An 18001-nucleotide genomic window follows, 5' to 3' on the forward strand; every position below is an offset into this window, starting at 1 on the left:
TTAGTTTTAAATAAACTAACGCTATTTTAGCTTGTATTGGTAAATCAATAAACCCCACTGTCAAAATTTTGGTGGTTTGGGCAGTGAGGATTGATACAGCAGTTTATGATACAAGCGGTAACTTAAAATACTGAATTAACCAAGCGATCGCCTGACATTCTAAAACCTACCATTCCCTTGAATAATATGCTTGACGGTGGTCAAGGTTTCCAAGCTAATAAATCCGCGACGGTGGCCTTTTTGGTTAGACATCCCTAAGAATATTGAGTCACCCCGTGAAGGGTTGCGTGAAAATCTAGGGGAAGTGTTGATGTAGGTGGAGGCGCTATTCACGCCGAGGGCAAACTGTCGGCTTTCTTGATAAGATTCAGTCACAATACAATCAGCATGACCGCTACTGTATTGGTTAATCCAGGCGATCGCAGCTTCTAAGCTATCCACTAGTTTAAACGCAACCGTCTTAGTTAAGTAGGGACTACCCCATTCGCTATCTTTGGCTAGTTGCAGTTGGGGAAAGGCTTCGACTAACTCTGCATCACCTTTGATTTCAAAGCCTTTCTCTTTCAAACTATTCCACAGTACCGACAGCGATGATGGCATAGCTTGGCGGTGAATTAAGACTTTTTCGATCGCATTTACCGGGTCTGGTTCGCTTTGATGGCTATCGAGAATCATCCAGCGTACCATCTCTAAGCTGCCATTGAGCGACCAGTACAGGTAACAGTTACCCATTGCGGATTTTAGCACTGGACAAGTGGCTTGTCGCATGACCTGCTGCACTAAGCTGGAGCGTCCGTAGGGGATGACTAAATTGAGGTACTGGTCTTGGGTAACTAAATCCCGCACAGAAGCACCATGTTCTGTGGTGACTAGTTCTACGCAACCAGGTGGTAGTCCTACTTCTTCCACGGCATTTTGCAGTACTTCAGCGATCGCAGCGTTAGAATGACTGGCTTCTGTACTACCTTTAAGGATGATACTATTGCCAGTTTTAATGCACAAACCTGCGGCGATCGCACCTAAATCGGGAAATGCCTCATAAACAAAAGCAATTACTCCCAAAGCCATCAATTGCGAGTAACTTTGAGAGTCTTCTGGTTGATAGTCAGCATTCCTCACCCGCCGCAGAGGATCTGATAGTTCACCCAAGCGCCGCAGTATTTCGACGGTGGTTTCTAGACGTGTGGGGGTGAGTTTTAGCCAATCTAAAATCAACTCTGGTACAGCCATTTCTTTACTAGCTTCTAAATCCAGAGTATTGGCTTCTAAAATATCATCAAAAGACCTTTCTAGCGCCTGCGCCATTGCCAACACAGCCCGACTGCGGTCTACTCCCTTGGTCAAACCCAACTTCAGGGAAGCCTGAAAAGCGCGTTTGGCGCTTTTCATTGGTTCAGGATAATCTTGTACAACTTCAACGGTCATTGGGTTAACGTCGGTAGGTAAGCCAGACCATGAGTGCTGGCAGAATAGCTAATATCACTGCCACTATTGCCCAAGCAACAATGCTGGAACCTTTGGCTAATTTCAATGCTAATGGTAGCCAAATAATCACTAGCACAAAAATAATGCCAAGGGCGATGGGCAGATAGCTTTCTCCCAAGCGGGGATGAACAACATGCCAAGCATTTCCCGTCCAGCGCCAAGACCGCTTGTAGGGATAAGTGGTCGAAAGTTGTTCGAGGATATGCCCATTATCTTGGACAACAAAGATTTGCTGACAGCGATCGCAGCCAAATGCTTCTGTAAGGGTAATCGGAACTAACCGTCCCCTACGGCGACAGGGACAGGGATATTCCTGGTTAAAGTCAATTTTTTCTGGTTTTTGATGATGCACAAGCGTTCTACTAACTTGAGCGTGTTTTTCATAAGTTGGAGATTTCCTTTCCCGGCTAAATGCCTTGGGAATTGGTTCATCTCACAAGCAACTGTTTATATAAATAGCGAAGTCAGGTAAATACTGCCATCATTAACAACAGCGTTGATTCCCAATTTTAAAAAAATAGGTATATGTATCTGTTGTCTGGTGCTGTAGCTGGCAATCTTGTTGCAAAATTTCCGGCTGTGCATCTGTGGCTTTCAAAGTAATATCGTCCAACTTGTGGGGCATTTATTGTGCTTACATATCTAATACAATTCTAAGCTTACGCCGCAACCACTAGGAAAACCAACTGTTGCCCAAGGCTACGTTGACAACCTAGTAATTTTTCTGGGAACACTTTTTAAATTCTACCGAGCATGAAACAGAAAGCAGGATATTTTTTTCCTGATTTTCGTTCACTTAATCAAAAACATCATCGGCTAAAGCTTATTACCTTCAACCAATTGATAACTTATAATTTAACTTTTTTTAGAGCGGGTAACGCGATTCGAACGCGCGACATCAACCTTGGCAAGGTTGCGCTCTACCACTGAGCTATACCCGCAAACTTCACATTTACTATACTGTCAGATATTTTTTGATTTGTCAACCCCTAAGTTTTAGTCAATGGTTATTTGTCATTTGTCATTTGTGCTTTATTATTAGACGATTGACTGTTGACCATTGACCATTGACCATTGACTACTGACTGTTAACGATGGACTCTTGACCTGGAGCAGCAGGTAAAGGCTGGGGATTTAAAGTGTACGTCTCTGTGAGGTTAGAGCGTAACTTCCGCATCAGGCTGGCCATTTCTAGAGCGTTCATGGCATAATCCCAGCCATGATTCGCTTTAATTCCTGCCCTTTCTAGGGCTTGCTGCATTGTATCTACTGTCAAAATGCCAAAAATTACCGGAACTCCGGTTTGAAAGCTGGCGGCGGCAATGCCTTTGGCTACTTCCGAAGACACATAATCAAAGTGGGGCGTTTGTCCGCGAATAACTGCACCCAAACAAATGATCGCATCATAACGCTGGGAAAGTGCTAGTTGACGGGCAACAATTGGCACTTCAAAACTTCCCGGAACCCAAACATAATCGACTTGATTACCGTGGGGGTTGGGGTCTACACCATGACGTTTTAAGCAATCTTGACATCCTTCCACCAGCTTTGCAGTAACCAGGTCATTAAATCGACCAATCACCACCGCAAAACGCAAGGGTTCAGTTTGAGTAAAAGTTCCCTCAAAAACTGCCATGACTGCCTCTTAATCAACTATACTCTTGTCAATATACATTTCTTCTCTGCCGATGGTTGAGATGAAGCGCACAATTATTAGGAAAGTGCTAAGTTTTGAGTGCTGAGTGCTGAGTTTATTTCTGCGATATCTACCAGAAATGAGAAAAAAGGTAAATAAAACCATTTACCTTTTTCTTTTGCTATTAGCTATATCTTAATTTTCTGAGACTGTTGTCAAGAGCCTAGACTACAAAAAAGTTTAATATACCAACCACCACTACTAGGGCAATCCAAACTCCAGAACCTAGCCACAATAATCTTTTCGATTCCACCCAACTTTGTGGGGTAGCATAGGCAACAGGAACGCCAACAACCAGTACAAAAGACATCAAAACAAGAGCTACTAAAGCGAACTGGAATATTATGGTCATTTTTGCTTCTCCCAAGACAGCGTAATACTAAAAATAGAATATCCTAAAGGGCGACACTGACAGTTTTTCCTTATTTTTTAACCTAGCAGAAATTGATACACTTTGGTTATTTGTCCTTTGTTCTTTGTTTAGGTACTAATGACTTATGACCAATGACTAAGGATTATGGATTTAATTCTTTGCCACACAACGGCTGATTTTGATGCTTTAGGGGCGGCGGTTGGGCTGACTTGCTTGCTACCGGGAAGTAAGATTGTGTTAACAGGGGGCGCACATCCACCTGTGAGAGATTTTTTGGCGTTACATCGAGATGAGTATCCGTTAATTGAGCGACGTTCAGTGAATCCGCAAAGCATTCGTTCGATTACTGTGGTGGATACACAACACCGCGATCGCCTGGGTAAAGCAGCTGAATGGTTAGATTTACCCAGTGTGAAAGAAATTGTAGTTTATGACCATCACTTAGGGCAAGAGGGCGATATTCCGGCGACGCAATTGCATATTGCCCCGGTGGGTGCTTGCACAACTCTTATGGTGGAGCAATTACAACAACAGCAAATTTCCCTCACCCCGTCCCAAGCTACGGTAATGGCTTTGGGTATCCATGTAGATACAGGTTCCTTAACGTATGACTTATCAACCGCTAGGGATGCTTTAGCTTTGGCTTGGTTAATGCAACAAGGAGCCAGTTTATCAGTTGTTTCTACTTACCGTGATCCTGGTTTATCACCGCAGTTGCAACAGCTATTAACCACGGCATTGCAAGAGTTAGAATATCTTTGCTTACGTGGTTATACGATCGCTTGGGTTACTTTAAAAACTGCTGCTTTTGTGCCTGGGTTATCGAGTTTAGCATCGCAGTTAGTCGAGTTAACCGAAATTGATGCTTTATTGTTAGTCAATGAATATCCATTGGGGGAAGATGAATCAAGATTAACTGTAATTGGGCGATCGCAAATTCCTGGTGTCAATCTTAACTTGTTATTTCAACCCTTGGGCGGGGGTGGACATTCCCAAGCTGCATCACTCAATTTGCGGGGAGTTGATACACAAGCCACCTTAGAACAACTTTTAGAAGGTTTAAAAGCCTCCATTCCCCATCCCCTCACCGCCAGAGATTTGATGTCTTCCCCAGTCCGCACTATTCGCCCAGAAACTACTATTGCCGAAGCACAGCGAATTTTATTACGTTATGGGCATTCTGGTTTATCTGTAGTTGATGCCCAAGGACAGTTAGTCGGCATTATTTCCCGGCGAGATTTAGATATTGCCTTTCACCACGGCTTTAGTCATGCGCCAGTCAAAGGTTACATGACTATCAATCTCAAAACCATCACCCCAGATACCACCCTGCCACAAATCGAGTCGCTGATGGTGACTTATGATATCGGACGCTTACCAGTCTTAGAAGATGGGCAATTAGTTGGTATCGTCACCCGTACCGATGTCCTACGGGAGTTACATCAAGCTGATGACGAGTTTCAAACTTTCAATCCTCTTCACTCCCCACTCCCCACTCCCCACTCCCTACTCACCACTAACTTACAATCACGTCTTGCACCCCAACTGTGGCAATTACTCACCAAAGCCTCCCAAGCAGCAGAAAAACGCGGTTGGCATCTTTACCTAGTTGGTGGTGCTGTGCGGGACTTGCTGTTAGCCGAAACCGCAGACCAATTAATGATTAAAGATATTGATTTGGTCGTAGATGGCTTTCATAAATCAGCAGATGTGGGTGCTGGGGTGGAATTAGCAAAAGCATTGCAAGAACTTTACCCAGCCGCGCGGTTAGAAATTCATGGTGCGTTTCAAACTGCGGCTTTGTTGTGGCATAAAGATGCAGAGTTAGATTCCTTGTGGGTGGATATTGCCACCGCTAGAACAGAATTTTATCCTTACCCAGCCGCGAACCCTGAAGTTGAGGCGAGTTCCATTCGTCAAGATTTGTACCGCCGGGATTTTACTATCAATGCACTGGCATTGCGGCTAACTTCTCCCCGTGCGGGTGAATTACTCGATTTTTTTGGTGGTTTATTAGATTTACAAGCCAAGGAAATTCGGGTTCTGCACGCCAATAGCTTTATTGAAGATCCTACCCGGATTTATCGCGGTGTGCGTTTTGCTGTGCGCTTTGGCTTTGATTTTGAACCGCGAACAGAAGAGTATATCCGCTATGCAATTAACAGTGGTGTTTACGATCGCACTGCTCAACACAATAGCAGAACTCCCGCTTTGCAAACTCGGCTGAAAACTGAACTGAAACATATCTTAGAAGCGCCGTACTGGAAATCAGCTTTGCAATTACTCGATAACTTACAAGCTTTGCAGTGCATCCATTCCACCCTCACCTTAGATGCGGAACTTTTACGTCAACTGCGGTTATTAGAACGCTGTCTGCACAGATTTGATCCCCAACTCACCCTTGTTCACTGGCAAATGCGCCTAGAAGCTTTAATTGCCCACCTCAAACCAAAATATCGGGAAAAAGTCGCCAAAAATCTGCAATTACAAGACGATAGCATTCATCGCTTGCAAAATTTAGCCCAAGCCCAAGCAGAAGTTAGGGAGTTGTTACCGCAGTTGCAGCGTCCTAGTCAAATTGTGCAGCTATTGAAAAAGTATGACTTACCAATGCTGATTTTAATCGCCTTGCAAAGCCCGCGATCGCTCAGAAAACAAATTTGGCATTACTTAACAGTATTGACTCACATCCAACCCATTCTAAATGGTAACGACCTGAAGCAATTAGGCTACAAGCCAGGCCCTCAATATCGTCAAATTCTTGATGATATTCTTGCCGCTACGTTAGATAGAGTAATTACAAATCAACCTGAAGCCGAACAATTTTTAGCCAATAATTATCCTCAATAAACTCTGTTCTCATCTCAGCGACTCTGCGACTCTGCGTGAAAAATTTATGCAAATTCCAACACCAAAAAAATCCTATACCCCCAAAGAGTATCTCCAACTAGAAGAGACATCGGAATTTAAACATGAATACTACGATGGGGAAATTGTAGCAAAGGCAAGTTGCACTACAAGCCACAATGAAATAGTGGGAAACTTCTGCACTAATTTCAAATTTAAGATGCGGGGTAAAAATTACAAGATTTATATGGTCGATGTAAGATTGTGGATACCTCGTTACCGCATCTATAGTTATCCCAATGCTATGGTGATTGAAGGAGAACCAATATATGAAGGAAATAGCACTACTACAGTCACAAATCCTCAAGTCATTATAGAAGTATTATCTAAATCAACACAGAGCCATGATAAAACTGATAAATTTAGATTTTACCTTTCTATACCCACCTTTAAAGAATATATTATAGTTAATCAATATGAATACTTAGTTGAGCATTACGCTAAAAATGCTAATGCACAATGGGTATTAACAGAATATGAGTCACTAGATGCAGTTTTATCACTCCAAACAGTAGATTTTACTATTTCTTTGAGTGATATTTATGAAGGTGTGAATTTGTCCACAGTTGGAGAAGAAATTTAATTTTTGTGACACATACTACATTTGTGTGAAGATTCTTCGCTTTCCGTAATGCTTTTGTGCTACACTGTAGTCTATATCAAACCTCATCACATATCATCGAGATAGCTGAAATGAAGTAGTACCAGAGAAAAATTGTCAAAACCGAATAAATACGCCAAGTTTGACAGGGTTACTTCAAATAATCATGAGCTAAAATTTTTGTTTTTATCTTCAATATTGTGAGTTTAACCACATTTATCTGTGGTTGATTCTTCATGTAGATGTGTTTAATTCGCCCGTAATCTTTGTGCATATATAAGTTAGAAATTACGCAGTGAGATGAACAACCAAGGGTGTAGGGGTATAGGGGTGTACTTATTCAAAACCCTTACACCCCATATCCTTTCACTCTTACACTCATTTTCACAGACACTATTTATGCGTAAGTTATATGGGTGAAATTTGATGATTTGAGGTTTGGTAAGAATGCAGAAAAAATCAATATTAATCGCTGAGAACTTAAGTTATGAACTCAGTGATATGCAGCCATTGTTTCAAGGGATTCAAGCTAGTATTACAATAGGCGATCGCATTGCTTTAGTTGGTCGCAATGGCATTGGTAAATCAACGCTATTGAAGATAATTTCAGGACAAATTCAGGCTAAATCCGGTTCTGTTTTTCGGCAGGGCAGTGTTTACTATTTACCGCAAATCAGCACTATTCAAGAATCAATTAATGCAGATACGGTATTGAATTATTTAATTTCCATTGCTGATGAATGGTGGAACATTGAAGAGATTTTACAAGCCCAATTCAATACAACCATTGATTTATCATTACCAATGGCTAATTTAAGCGGTGGAGAATTGACAAAATTATTTTTAGCAATTGGTTCAGCACAACAGCCAAACTTATTGTTGCTAGATGAACCAACAAATCATATAGATTTACCTACATTAGAAAACTTGAGACAGTTTCTGGTAAATTTTGCTGGTGCTTATGTCATTGTCTCCCACAAACCTTTTTTCTTAGATCAAGTAACTAATGTGACTTGGGAACTTACCCCCAATCAATTAAAAGTATATGGAGGCAATTTTTCTGATTATCGACGACAAAAGCAAATAGAATTAGAAGTGGCAATGCGATCGCACGAAGTAGCTAGAAAGGAACTGAAACGCACCCAAGCTACAGCAATGCAAGAACAGCAACGCGCCGCCCAAGCACAACGTCAAGGTCGAGCCAAGCTTCTGAATGGTAGTATTGATAGAATGGCGGCTGGATTAATTAAAACTAAAGCCGAAGCCGCAGCAGGAACAGCTAAAACAAAACATGAAGCGGCTGTAACTAAAGCAACCCAAAAAGTTGCAGAGACAAAAATTAAAACTACCAAAGTCACCAGCATTAATTTAGAGGAAACAAACTATAAACACAGAAATTTAATTGCTATTCAAGGTGCAAATCTTTGGGTGGCTAATCGGCTACTAATCCAAAATATTCAGTTACATATTTCTTCTGGTGAACGTATTGCTATTATTGGGGCAAATGGTTCAGGTAAATCGACTTTTGCTAAAGCTATTTTGGGAATGGAGAAGGAAATAGTGTTATTAGAATCAGGTGAGATTTTAATTACACCTGTCATGAAAGCTGTTTATCTCGACCAAACTTATCAACTCGTAAATCGTCAGCAGACAATTCTCGAAAATATGCAATCTGCTAATTCCAATTTGAGTTATCAGTTATTGCGTCAACAACTAGGACACTTTTTATTTAAATATGATGATGTGCATAAATCAGCATCTGTGTTAAGTGGTGGCGAGTTGGCTAGACTAGCGATCGCTATGATTAGCATATCCGAAATTGACTTGCTAATTCTCGATGAGCCAACTAATAATCTTGATATTGAAACTGTAGAACAAATGGTCATCGGCATCAATGAATATCAAGGCGCTTTATTAGTCATTTCTCATGATATTGATTTTTTAAGTCGCATCAATATTAACCACAGTTGGCAAGTGAAACAGCAAAGTTTACAAATGACAAACTACTTACCCAATCAGCTTGAGCAATATTATCAAGAAATTGGTCAGTGTTAAAGTTTTAATTCAGCGCGATTGCATGATGGCGAATGTGATCAGAAATAAAACTAGCAATAAAATAGTAACTATGGTCATAGCCGGGTTGGTAACGTAAGTTGAGGGGTTGATTTACAGAAGCACAGGCTTTTTCAAATATTTCTGATTTTAGTTGTTCAGTTAAAAATTTATCTGCCGTGCCTTGGTCAATTAAAATGAGACTATGATAGCCTAATTGTTTGATTAATTCACTGGCATCATAAGCACGCCAACTATCTTGATGATTGCCTAAATAACCATTAAAAGCCTTTTGTCCCCAAGGACAATTCATTGGTGCAGCGATGGGTGCAAAAGCAGATACTGATTTATATTGTTGGGGATTACGTATAGCACAAACTAACGCCCCGTGTCCCCCCATAGAGTGACCAAAAATACCTTGTTTGTCTGCTTGGATGGGGAAGTTAGCTGCAATCACCGCAGGTAATTCTTTGACAATGTAACTATACATTTGATAGTGCGATCGCCACGGTTCTGCGGTAGCATCAACATAAAATCCTGCACCTGTGCCGAAATCCCAAGCATCATTTTCACCTAGAATACCTGTATTGCGGGGGCTAGTATCAGGTGCTACCAACATTAAACCATGCTCGGCGGCGTAGCGTTGCGCCCCAGCTTTGACCATGAAATTTTCTTCTGTACAAGTCAAACCAGAGAGGAAGTAGAGGACTGGGACTGATTTTTGTGCTGCTTGGGGAGGCTGATAAACAGCAAAGCGCATTTCACTGTGACAAGTTGCAGAAGTATGAGAGTAAAAGCCGAGTTTCCCGTCAAAGCATTTATATTCGGAGAGAATTTGCAGATGCGTCATGATTTGTGTAGCGAATTTGTTGCGATCGCTATTATTCCATTAAATCATCGCTTGCAGGTTCACCAGGATAAAAGCTTGGGTTAAAAATGTCAGCGAAGATATAGGAACATTGGTGAGGAAATGTTGAAAGTGGGAGGTTTGTTTCTGCTGATGCTAAATCTCTAGCATTTTCATAAGCTTCCTGAATTGCGATTTCTAAATAAGAGTTTAAACTTGGATTTTCCTCTAGCAATTTGAGAATATCCCGCCGTTGAATGCGAATTGTCGCTAACCAACTGCGACTGCGTTTTGTCGGTTGATATTCCCATTTTAATAAATGTGCAATTAAAATGCTGAGGCGATTTCGCAATTCTTGGCGTTCCTTTCTCCCCAATGATTCAATTTCCTCGATTAAATTGGATAAGTCAAGTTGATGCCATTGTTGATGACGCAGTAAATCAGCTTGTTGCTGACTCCAAGCATAAAAATCAGTTTCATAGAGATTTGTTTGTTTGCTTTGTGGGGTTTGCATAATTAAAACTTATTCAATTTTTATGTCATTAAATAATCACCAATAGCTAAACTATTGCTGAATCTGGTCTTGCAGCATTTTCCGAAAAGCTCGTTTAGTTTGAGTTTCGCCTTGGATTTTGCATTGGGCTAAAAAATCATAAACCATTGTTTTAGTTAATATCGCAAATGTATTACTAGTTTCTGATTCTCTGTATTCGCCTTGTTCTAAAAGGTAAATAGTTAATTTTGTCCCGTTGTAACGCCAAAACTCAGGAACTTTCATATCCTGATACATTTGTTTTTTATTGATATCTGTATGGGTGATATCTACTTCTAAGATTAAATCTGGAGGTGGATCTACGGATAAATTGACTGTTTTACCTCTCACAGCAGGCTCGTTTTGAATGTAGTAACATTTATCCGGTTCTGGACTAGACTTGAGAATTGGAATCTTGAGTGTAGTTGAACCCATACTTTTGAGATTAAAGTTGAGTTCTTCTGCTAGTAGCTCAATCAATTGACCAACTAAACAATTAGCATTTTCATGTTCTTCTAAAGGTGTCATAATTTCCAACATTCCCTGATAATATGTCAGTCGGGCTGCACGATTATCACCCAAAGCATCAAGAATTTGCTCATAAGCAGACCAACTAATGTTATTCAGTGTGACGCGCTTTTCTGCAAGTGGTGTTTCTTGAGGATTGCTTATCACTTCACTGGTAGTAATCATTGGCATCTCCCAAGTTTGGTAGTAGTTAAATTAATTAGGTGGAGGAACGTAACCCAACATTATCAAGACTTTGTTGGGTTACGCGATCGCTACACCCAACTTACTATTCTCTTAACTGAATCTAAAACGTTACAACACTACGAATAGATTCACCTTTGTGCATTAATTCTAAAGCATGATTAATTTCTTCAATTGGCATTACATGGGTAATTAAATCATCAATATTAATTTTGCCATCCATATACCAATCAACAATTTTCGGTACATCTGTGCGTCCTCTTGCACCACCGAAGGCTGAACCTTTCCAGACTCTACCTGTAACTAATTGAAACGGACGTGTGCTGATTTCTTGTCCTGCGCCAGCTACCCCAATAATGACACTCACACCCCAACCTTTATGGCAGCATTCTAGAGCTTGACGCATCACGTTAACATTGCCAATACATTCAAAGGTGTAGTCTGCACCGCCTTTAGTTAAATCAACTAAATAACTAACTAAATCACCTTCCACTTCTTTAGGGTTAACAAAGTGCGTCATCCCAAATTTTTCGGCTAAGGCGCGTTTGCTGGGATTAATATCTACCCCCACAATCATATCGGCTCCTACCATCCGCGCTCCTTGGATGACGTTTAAGCCAATACCACCCAAACCGAAGACTACAACTTTTGCACCCGGTTCTACTTTGGCGGTATAAATCACTGCACCTATACCTGTGGTGACACCACAGCCAATGTAACAAACCTTATCAAAGGGTGCATCTTCTCGAATTTTAGCGACAGCAATTTCTGGCAATACTGTGTAATTAGCAAAGGTGGATGTACCCATATAATGGTGAATCATTTCCCCACCAATGCTAAAACGACTTGTACCGTTGGGCATTACACCGCGTCCTTGGGTAGAGCGAATTGCTTGACAGAGATTGGTTTTGAGGCTGAGACAATATTCACATTGACGACATTCTGGGGTGTAGAGTGGGATGACATGATCTCCTGGTTTGACGCTGGTAACACCAGCACCCACCTCTACAACTACACCAGCGCCTTCATGACCTAAAATTGCCGGAAATAACCCTTCAGGATCAGCACCAGACAGCGTATAAGCATCGGTGTGACAAACTCCCGATGCTTTAATTTCTACTAAAACCTCTCCAGCTTGTGGCCCTGATAATTGCACAGTTTCAATAGTTAGCGGCTTTCCCGCGCCATAAGCTACTGCGGCTTTAACTTCCACGAGTTAGCCCTCCTAGATATAAGTTGTATTAATAAAATCTTATGGGTTTATCTCGATTGATGCTGAGAAGAATCTTTTTTATCTAAAATTGCATTTTCTTGTGAGATTGGTACATTAGTTACAGGCGGCAAACTTGGAAGATGATATCTATCCGCCGCATGAATTTTATAATTTTGTCAACATCTCAGTTAATTCTAATTCTACAAAGCTTATGAACCCTGCCCTAACGAAAATTGGCGCTCAAATGTCCAACCTCACTGGTGTACGAGCGATTATGAAGGACATTGTAGAAACGTTGCAGGCGAGTCAGGGGCAGGAATTAATTAATTTAAGTGCGGGAAACCCGTTGATTTTGCCAGAGGTGGAACAGTTGTGGCGGGATGCAACGGCAGAACTGTTGGCGAGTTCGGAATATGGGGAAGTGGTTTGTCGCTATGGTGCAAGTCAAGGTTATGCGCCGTTAATTGAAGCGATCGCTAATGACTTCAACAAACGCTATGGTTTAAACTTAACCTCTCGCAATATCTTAATTACTCCCGGTAGCCAAAGCCTTTATTTCTACGCGGCAAATTCCTTTGGTGGTTCCGCCAGCAATGGGGAATTGCGCCAAATTGTTTTACCACTCAGTCCCGACTACACAGGCTATGGCGGCGTGTGTTTGCAACCAGAGGCGTTAATTGCATACAAACCAACGCTGGATATAGACGCAGCTAACCACAAATTTAAATATCGCCCTGATTTTAGCCAATTGGCGGTGTCAGAACAAACTGGTTGTATTATCTTCTCCCGTCCATGCAACCCCACTGGTAACGTCCTCACAGCCGATGAAGTCAATAAAATTGCTGCCCTCGCGGCAAATTACAATGTACCTGTGTTGATTGATTCTGCTTACGCGCCCCCTTTCCCGGCGTTGAACTTTACAGAGATGCAGCCGATATTTGGGGACAATATTATTCACTGTATGAGTTTGTCGAAAGCAGGATTACCAGGGGAACGTATTGGTGTTGCTATTGGTGATGAAAAGTTAATTCAAGTTCTCGAATGCTTCCAGACAAACTTGTGTATTCATGCTTCTCGTTATGGACAAGCGATCGCCTCTCGTGCGATCAACTCCGGTAAACTAGTAGACATTGCTGCAACAGTCATTCGTCCTTTTTACCAAAACAAATTTGCAGTTCTAGAAACTACTCTAGATGCTGCTATGCCTAAAGATTTACCTTGGTTCCTCCACCGTGGTGAAGGCGCAATCTTTGCATGGTTATGGTTGAAAGATTTACCCATCACTGATTGGGAATTTTACCAAGAACTCAAAAAAGTCGGGGTAATTGTGGTTCCTGGTAGTACCTTCTTCCCTGGTTTACAAGAAGAATGGTCACACAAACACCAATGTTTACGCATTAGCTTAACAGGCAGTGATGCTGAGATTGTAGCTGCTATGCAACGTCTCGCCAAAGTCGCCGAGCAAGTTTATCAGCAGGCGGCGGTGAGTGCGTGAGAATTAGGGAGTTGGGAGTCGGGAGTGGGGAGTCGGGAAGAGGGCTACAGTGTATACACAAGGCGCAATTTGTGTATTGAAACCATATCCCGCCTAGAACTAAAGTTCCAGGCTCATAGCAAAAGTCCACGCTTCGTGGACTGGGTTTTTCCTTGAGTCCTCTTGAGAGGACTTGCGCTAAGAGACTCGGAATTTATTCCGAGGCGGGACAGGGATACCACACGAAGATTTTTTTGTACACCGTAGACACTAGGAGAAGAATAATCACCAATGACCAAAAAACCGAAGAATCAAAAAACTGAAAAAAAATCCCAACTCCCAACTCCCAACTCCCCACTCCCCAATTTAGATGATTGGTTGGCAATTGGGAAAATTGTTGCGCCTCAAGGGTTGGCTGGGGAATTACGAGTTTATCCAGAAACGGATTTTCCTGAACGCTTTGAAGAACCGGGAACACGTTGGTTATTGCGTCCTGGCCAAACAGAACCGCAACCAATAGAATTATTGGATGGGCGTTATTTGGAAGGAAAAAACTTGTATGTGATTAGCATAGCTGGTGTAGACAATCGTAACCAAGCTGAGGAATTGCGTGATTGTCGGTTATTTGTGCCGGCAAGCGATCGCCCCGAATTAGGCGAAGATGAATATCATGTTGTGGATTTAATTGGTTTGGAAGTTTTCTTACAAACATCCGGTGAATTGTTGGGGAAAGTGGTAGATGTCATCCCTGCTGGTAATGATTTACTGGAAGTGGAATTACTCAATCATGAAAAAGCCAACAAAAAAGTTTTAATTCCCTTTGTCAAAGAAATCACACCAGTGGTAGATATAGCATCTCGGCGCGTGGAAATTTTACCACCACCGGGTTTACTGGAAATCAATTAAAGATTGGCTTTCTTCTAACTGCTGGGTTGCGCCGCCTGGTTGCGAAAAAACTAACGTTGTTAGTCCGACTGCTAACATTCCCAACCCAGCTAAGGCTAACATCGCTGTACGTTTTTTCAACTTGATTGCAGCCAGTAAAATTTCAATGACAGAAGCCTTACCCGTAACAGGAATTGATTTGAGTGCAGCTAAAGCTGTTGCTGCATTTGAATAACGGTTTTTCCAGTTAGGTTGTACCATCGTCCATAACCAAGACCGAAAACTAGGATGGAGATAATTTGCTAATTTGGGAAATTGTAAACCACCATAACCAATATTCACTGTTTGGGTATTGGTGAGTAAGCAAATCAATGTTGCGCCAACACTATATAAATCTGAAGCTGTTGTCAAAGCATAACCAAACTGTTCTTCTGGGGGAAGAAAACCAGGAGTACCAGCAGATAAGGTAGTGAAAGCGATTTTGGCATTTTGTTGGCGAGCCAAACCAAAATCAACTAAATAAGCATTGAGTTGTTCGTCAACTAAAACATTTTCTGGTTTAATATCCCGATGAATAATTGGGTCAATTTGTTGTTGCAAATAAACCAAAATTTCTAAAAGTGAGATGGCTATCTGCTTAACTTCCGTCGGAGAAAAGTTATATTTTGCCCCCAAAGGTACAGCATTTTTATACTCTAGAATTAGATAAAAATTCTTTGAGGTTGCAAAAGAATTTATGTAGCGGGGAATACGGGGATGCTGGAGTTTTTGCAGGATAGCAATTTCACGTTCGTAAGCTTTTGAACCTGACCAATCAGTAGTTTCATGGGCAAGATTGAACTCTTTGATGACTACTGGTTGTTGAGATTTACAGTCAGTTGCAAGATAAGTAATACGTTTATCTGCGTGATTACGTCCCAATTCTCGAATCACTCGATAGCCTTGCACAGAAAAATAGGGATGGTGAATTACGGGAATTGTCCCTTTATTACGCACATCAAGCTCCATTACACACCACCTGAGTTTGATTTGGTCAAAGTGCAATCAAAATAAAAGGTACTCACCCGGTAAATAAAGTATGAAGGATGAAGTATGAAGTCTGAAATTAACACTTTAGACTTCACACTTCATACTTCACACTTGTGTTAACCAATTGATCATTTGGGTGTTGACAATATCTGGAACTTCATCGTGGGGACAATGACCGGCGTTAGGAATGGGAACAATTTTGATATCTTTGCCATTCTCACGCGCCTCTTCGTAAATCTTCGCCCCTGTAATGGGTGTCCAAGGGTCATCAGCGCCCCAAATCACTAACAAAGGACGTTCGACTTTGGGTAAAAGTTCCTCTGGGCTAGGGCCTGGCGGCGCTGTCAGGATGGAAGCAAATACTTGTTGCGCTCCTGGGTCGCAAGAAGGTGTATAAAGTAAATCAACTAATTCATCAGTAACAGCAGCCCGGTTGCGGTAAACTTGATATAAAGTGCGGCGAATTTGAGATTTTTGGCGGATGCGATTAAAGACAAATTTACCAGTTAAAGGCGATCGCACCACACGATTAAAAGTCGCCATCACAATACGTAGTGGTGGGTTCAATTCGTGGGGACGATGACTTAAACCACCTGCTGAGTTAATTAACACCCCAGCCGCACTAATTTCAGGATGTTCTGTTAATACTATCAAGCTGATCAGTGCGCCAATGGAGTTACCAATAAATACCGCAGGTTCTTGAATATGCGCCGTCCAAAAATCTTTGAGTAATTCTACCCAGATTTCTACACAGTAATTTAATGGTGGTTTATCAGAACCGCCAAAACCCAACAAATCTACAGCATATACCCGATAACCAGCCTCGGCTAACACCGGGATATTTTTCCGCCAATGTCCAATAGAAGCCCCAAAACCATGCGCTAAAACCAAAGGCTTACCCGTACCCATGACGGTATATTGAATTTTATGCCCCTGCCAAGTCCAAATAAATTTTTCTAAATCGACTGATGGTAGTTGCTGGGTGGTTAAGGTCATTATTAAGATTCCTAAACTATTACTTTATATAGTAAAGTCTAGAGAATTACCGTGTAATCGTGGATATGTGACTTCATGAATTATTCAAGCAGGCGCTCATTTTGAGGATAATACGTACTATTTTGAACAAATTTTGGGCAAAAAATCTAATTTTACGTATTTTTACTATTAAAATTTTGCTAGTACATATATATTATTAAAAACGCTGCTTTTCATAATGCTTATTATTTGGCAATATGTCAGAAATTACTAGTTCAGGTAAAAAACTTTACAGTCTTCTTAAAGAAGCTTGGGATGAAGATGAAAGTAACCACACACAGAAAAAAGTATGGGCTAAAAACATCTGGGCTAAAGTGCTAGGAGCAGATGCTTCTAGCAATACTGACATATCCGCAAAACTTGGACAATTAATAGTACTGTTAAATGATGTAAAAAATGACATCCAATCTTTAGAGATTCCCAATAAGGATAAATTTTTAAAGGCACTAGATAAAATTCAAGTGCTTATTTTAAGCAAAAATATGCTTGATGATGAATGGTTTAGTATTAAAGGAAAAATAACTGAAGAAACTTTAGATTTGATCGATGCTTGTGGAGATTTATTAGCAGCCAAATCTAATAAACTAATAGAAGTTTTACCACATGATTTAGAAAAATTGCAACAAGAAATTAGGAAATTACAAGATAATATTCGTGACTCAGCTATAGATAAAGAAAGTAAAATTTTCCTTATTAATGAACTTAGAAAAATTGAAGATTCAATTATTTGTTACAGAATTAGAGGTTCAAGCGGTCTTTCAAAAGCGAGTGAAGAAGTTAGTGGAGGAATACTTATGAAGTATTCCAACATGTCAAAAAAAGTCTGTGATGAAGCATTAAAAGTTATAAACATAGCAATAAAAACTAATAGTATGGTTAGTGTAGGCGAGAGGATATCCAAGCTACCTGAAAGCTTAAAGGAATTGCTGCCACTTCTCCCACCAGGGAACTAAACCCTACTACCATTTCCCTAAATATACAAGGTTGGGTGGAGCAGAACAAAACCAACATTAATATTATTTGCTATCAACGGATGCTTTAGTGCGATCGCTCGTGCGTTACTTCGTTAACTAAAGTAGGCGATCATATTTAGAAAGAGGTATTCAACGAGTACTGAAAAAGTTGGAAGAACTCGAAAAACTTGCAAACGAGGAAGATGAG

The 18001-nt window shown here is 41.0% G+C and carries 17 protein-coding genes and 1 tRNA gene; 6 read left to right on the plus strand and 12 right to left on the minus strand.

What is annotated here, in order from left to right; all coding sequences use genetic code 11:
- Positions 1-159 precede the first annotated feature (159 nt).
- The 6 genes from H6G77_RS05570 to psbZ form a co-directional block, all read right to left on the minus strand.
- On the minus strand, positions 160-1425 hold the full coding sequence (locus H6G77_RS05570) for a glutamate-5-semialdehyde dehydrogenase (protein ID WP_190589918.1): 1266 nt from the start codon (positions 1423-1425) through the stop codon (positions 160-162).
- 4 nt (positions 1426-1429) lie between these two features.
- Positions 1430-1837: a hypothetical protein gene (locus tag H6G77_RS05575; protein ID WP_190589919.1), complete on the minus strand. Its 408-nt coding sequence runs from the start codon at positions 1835-1837 to the stop codon at positions 1430-1432.
- Between the two features lie 132 nt (positions 1838-1969).
- Positions 1970-2110 (minus strand): hypothetical protein, encoded by a 141-nt coding sequence (locus tag H6G77_RS05580; RefSeq protein ID WP_190589920.1) that lies wholly within the window; start codon positions 2108-2110, stop codon positions 1970-1972.
- A gap of 244 nt (positions 2111-2354) precedes the next feature.
- A tRNA-Gly gene (locus H6G77_RS05585) sits at positions 2355-2426 on the minus strand.
- Between the two features lie 137 nt (positions 2427-2563).
- Positions 2564-3121 (minus strand): 6,7-dimethyl-8-ribityllumazine synthase, encoded by a 558-nt coding sequence (gene ribH / locus H6G77_RS05590; protein WP_190589921.1) that lies wholly within the window; start codon positions 3119-3121, stop codon positions 2564-2566.
- Positions 3122-3344: 223 nt separating this feature from the next.
- Positions 3345-3533 (minus strand): photosystem II reaction center protein PsbZ, encoded by a 189-nt coding sequence (gene psbZ / locus H6G77_RS05595; protein ID WP_190589922.1) that lies wholly within the window; start codon positions 3531-3533, stop codon positions 3345-3347.
- 165 nt (positions 3534-3698) lie between these two features.
- Here psbZ and H6G77_RS05600 point away from each other — a divergent pair, with 165 nt between their 5' ends.
- The 3 genes from H6G77_RS05600 (at position 3699) to abc-f (ending at position 9117) form a co-directional block, all read left to right on the plus strand.
- On the plus strand, positions 3699-6404 hold the full coding sequence (locus H6G77_RS05600) for a CBS domain-containing protein (RefSeq protein WP_190871035.1): 2706 nt from the start codon (positions 3699-3701) through the stop codon (positions 6402-6404).
- A 46-nt stretch (positions 6405-6450) separates the two neighbouring features.
- Positions 6451-7044, plus strand: coding sequence for a Uma2 family endonuclease (locus H6G77_RS05605; RefSeq protein WP_190871036.1), 594 nt, complete (start codon positions 6451-6453; stop codon positions 7042-7044).
- A 465-nt stretch (positions 7045-7509) separates the two neighbouring features.
- Complete coding sequence (gene abc-f, locus H6G77_RS05610; RefSeq protein ID WP_190871037.1) at positions 7510-9117, plus strand: ribosomal protection-like ABC-F family protein; 1608 nt, start codon at positions 7510-7512, stop codon at positions 9115-9117.
- Positions 9118-9121: 4 nt separating this feature from the next.
- Here abc-f and fghA read toward each other — a convergent pair whose 3' ends face one another.
- From fghA to H6G77_RS05630, 4 genes are all read right to left on the minus strand, one after another.
- The gene (fghA, locus tag H6G77_RS05615; protein WP_190871038.1) at positions 9122-9964 is read right to left on the minus strand and encodes an S-formylglutathione hydrolase; all 843 of its coding nucleotides are present in this window, start codon (positions 9962-9964) and stop codon (positions 9122-9124) included.
- A 31-nt stretch (positions 9965-9995) separates the two neighbouring features.
- Positions 9996-10475: a DUF29 domain-containing protein gene (locus H6G77_RS05620; RefSeq protein WP_190871039.1), complete on the minus strand. Its 480-nt coding sequence runs from the start codon at positions 10473-10475 to the stop codon at positions 9996-9998.
- A 51-nt stretch (positions 10476-10526) separates the two neighbouring features.
- Entirely contained in the window at positions 10527-11186 is a 660-nt protein-coding gene (locus tag H6G77_RS05625) for a Uma2 family endonuclease (RefSeq protein ID WP_190871040.1), read from the minus strand.
- Between the two features lie 121 nt (positions 11187-11307).
- A complete protein-coding gene (locus tag H6G77_RS05630) occupies positions 11308-12417 on the minus strand; it encodes an S-(hydroxymethyl)glutathione dehydrogenase/class III alcohol dehydrogenase (protein WP_190589931.1) in 1110 nt (369 codons plus the stop codon).
- A gap of 211 nt (positions 12418-12628) precedes the next feature.
- Between H6G77_RS05630 and H6G77_RS05635 the strand changes: the two genes are divergently transcribed.
- Positions 12629-13912: a valine--pyruvate transaminase gene (locus H6G77_RS05635; protein ID WP_190589932.1), complete on the plus strand. Its 1284-nt coding sequence runs from the start codon at positions 12629-12631 to the stop codon at positions 13910-13912.
- Positions 13913-14182: 270 nt separating this feature from the next.
- The gene (rimM, locus tag H6G77_RS05640; protein WP_190871041.1) at positions 14183-14797 is read left to right on the plus strand and encodes a ribosome maturation factor RimM; all 615 of its coding nucleotides are present in this window, start codon (positions 14183-14185) and stop codon (positions 14795-14797) included.
- Here rimM and H6G77_RS05645 read toward each other — a convergent pair.
- Positions 14780-15784 (minus strand): serine/threonine-protein kinase, encoded by a 1005-nt coding sequence (locus H6G77_RS05645; protein WP_190871042.1) that lies wholly within the window; start codon positions 15782-15784, stop codon positions 14780-14782. The two genes, rimM and H6G77_RS05645, sit on opposite strands and share 18 nt — an antisense overlap.
- A 126-nt stretch (positions 15785-15910) precedes the next feature.
- Positions 15911-16801, minus strand: coding sequence for an alpha/beta fold hydrolase (locus H6G77_RS05650; protein WP_190871043.1), 891 nt, complete (start codon positions 16799-16801; stop codon positions 15911-15913).
- Positions 16802-17037: 236 nt separating this feature from the next.
- Here H6G77_RS05650 and H6G77_RS05655 point away from each other — a divergent pair, with 236 nt between their 5' ends.
- Positions 17038-17793, plus strand: a complete 756-nt coding sequence (locus tag H6G77_RS05655) for a hypothetical protein (protein WP_190871044.1) — start codon at positions 17038-17040, stop codon at positions 17791-17793.
- Positions 17794-18001 lie beyond the last annotated feature (208 nt).

It is taken from the genome of Aulosira sp. FACHB-615, assembly GCF_014698045.1.
GTDB lineage: Bacteria > Cyanobacteriota > Cyanobacteriia > Cyanobacteriales > Nostocaceae > Nostoc_B.

Coding starts and splice junctions, on each gene's coding strand:
- H6G77_RS05570 (WP_190589918.1), bottom strand. CDS start 1,425: ATGACCGTTGAAGTTGTACAAGATTATCCTGAACCAATGAAAAGCGCC.
- H6G77_RS05580 (WP_190589920.1), bottom strand. CDS start 2,110: ATGCCCCACAAGTTGGACGATATTACTTTGAAAGCCACAGATGCACAG.
- psbZ (WP_190589922.1), bottom strand. CDS start 3,533: ATGACCATAATATTCCAGTTCGCTTTAGTAGCTCTTGTTTTGATGTCT.
- H6G77_RS05605 (WP_190871036.1), top strand. CDS start 6,451: ATGCAAATTCCAACACCAAAAAAATCCTATACCCCCAAAGAGTATCTC.
- abc-f (WP_190871037.1), top strand. CDS start 7,510: ATGCAGAAAAAATCAATATTAATCGCTGAGAACTTAAGTTATGAACTC.
- H6G77_RS05645 (WP_190871042.1), bottom strand. CDS start 15,784: ATGGAGCTTGATGTGCGTAATAAAGGGACAATTCCCGTAATTCACCAT.
- H6G77_RS05620 (WP_190871039.1), bottom strand. CDS start 10,475: ATGCAAACCCCACAAAGCAAACAAACAAATCTCTATGAAACTGATTTT.
- ribH (WP_190589921.1), bottom strand. CDS start 3,121: ATGGCAGTTTTTGAGGGAACTTTTACTCAAACTGAACCCTTGCGTTTT.
- H6G77_RS05650 (WP_190871043.1), bottom strand. CDS start 16,801: ATGACCTTAACCACCCAGCAACTACCATCAGTCGATTTAGAAAAATTT.
- H6G77_RS05635 (WP_190589932.1), top strand. CDS start 12,629: ATGAACCCTGCCCTAACGAAAATTGGCGCTCAAATGTCCAACCTCACT.
- H6G77_RS05600 (WP_190871035.1), top strand. CDS start 3,699: ATGGATTTAATTCTTTGCCACACAACGGCTGATTTTGATGCTTTAGGG.
- H6G77_RS05655 (WP_190871044.1), top strand. CDS start 17,038: ATGTCAGAAATTACTAGTTCAGGTAAAAAACTTTACAGTCTTCTTAAA.
- fghA (WP_190871038.1), bottom strand. CDS start 9,964: ATGACGCATCTGCAAATTCTCTCCGAATATAAATGCTTTGACGGGAAA.
- rimM (WP_190871041.1), top strand. CDS start 14,183: ATGACCAAAAAACCGAAGAATCAAAAAACTGAAAAAAAATCCCAACTC.
- H6G77_RS05625 (WP_190871040.1), bottom strand. CDS start 11,186: ATGATTACTACCAGTGAAGTGATAAGCAATCCTCAAGAAACACCACTT.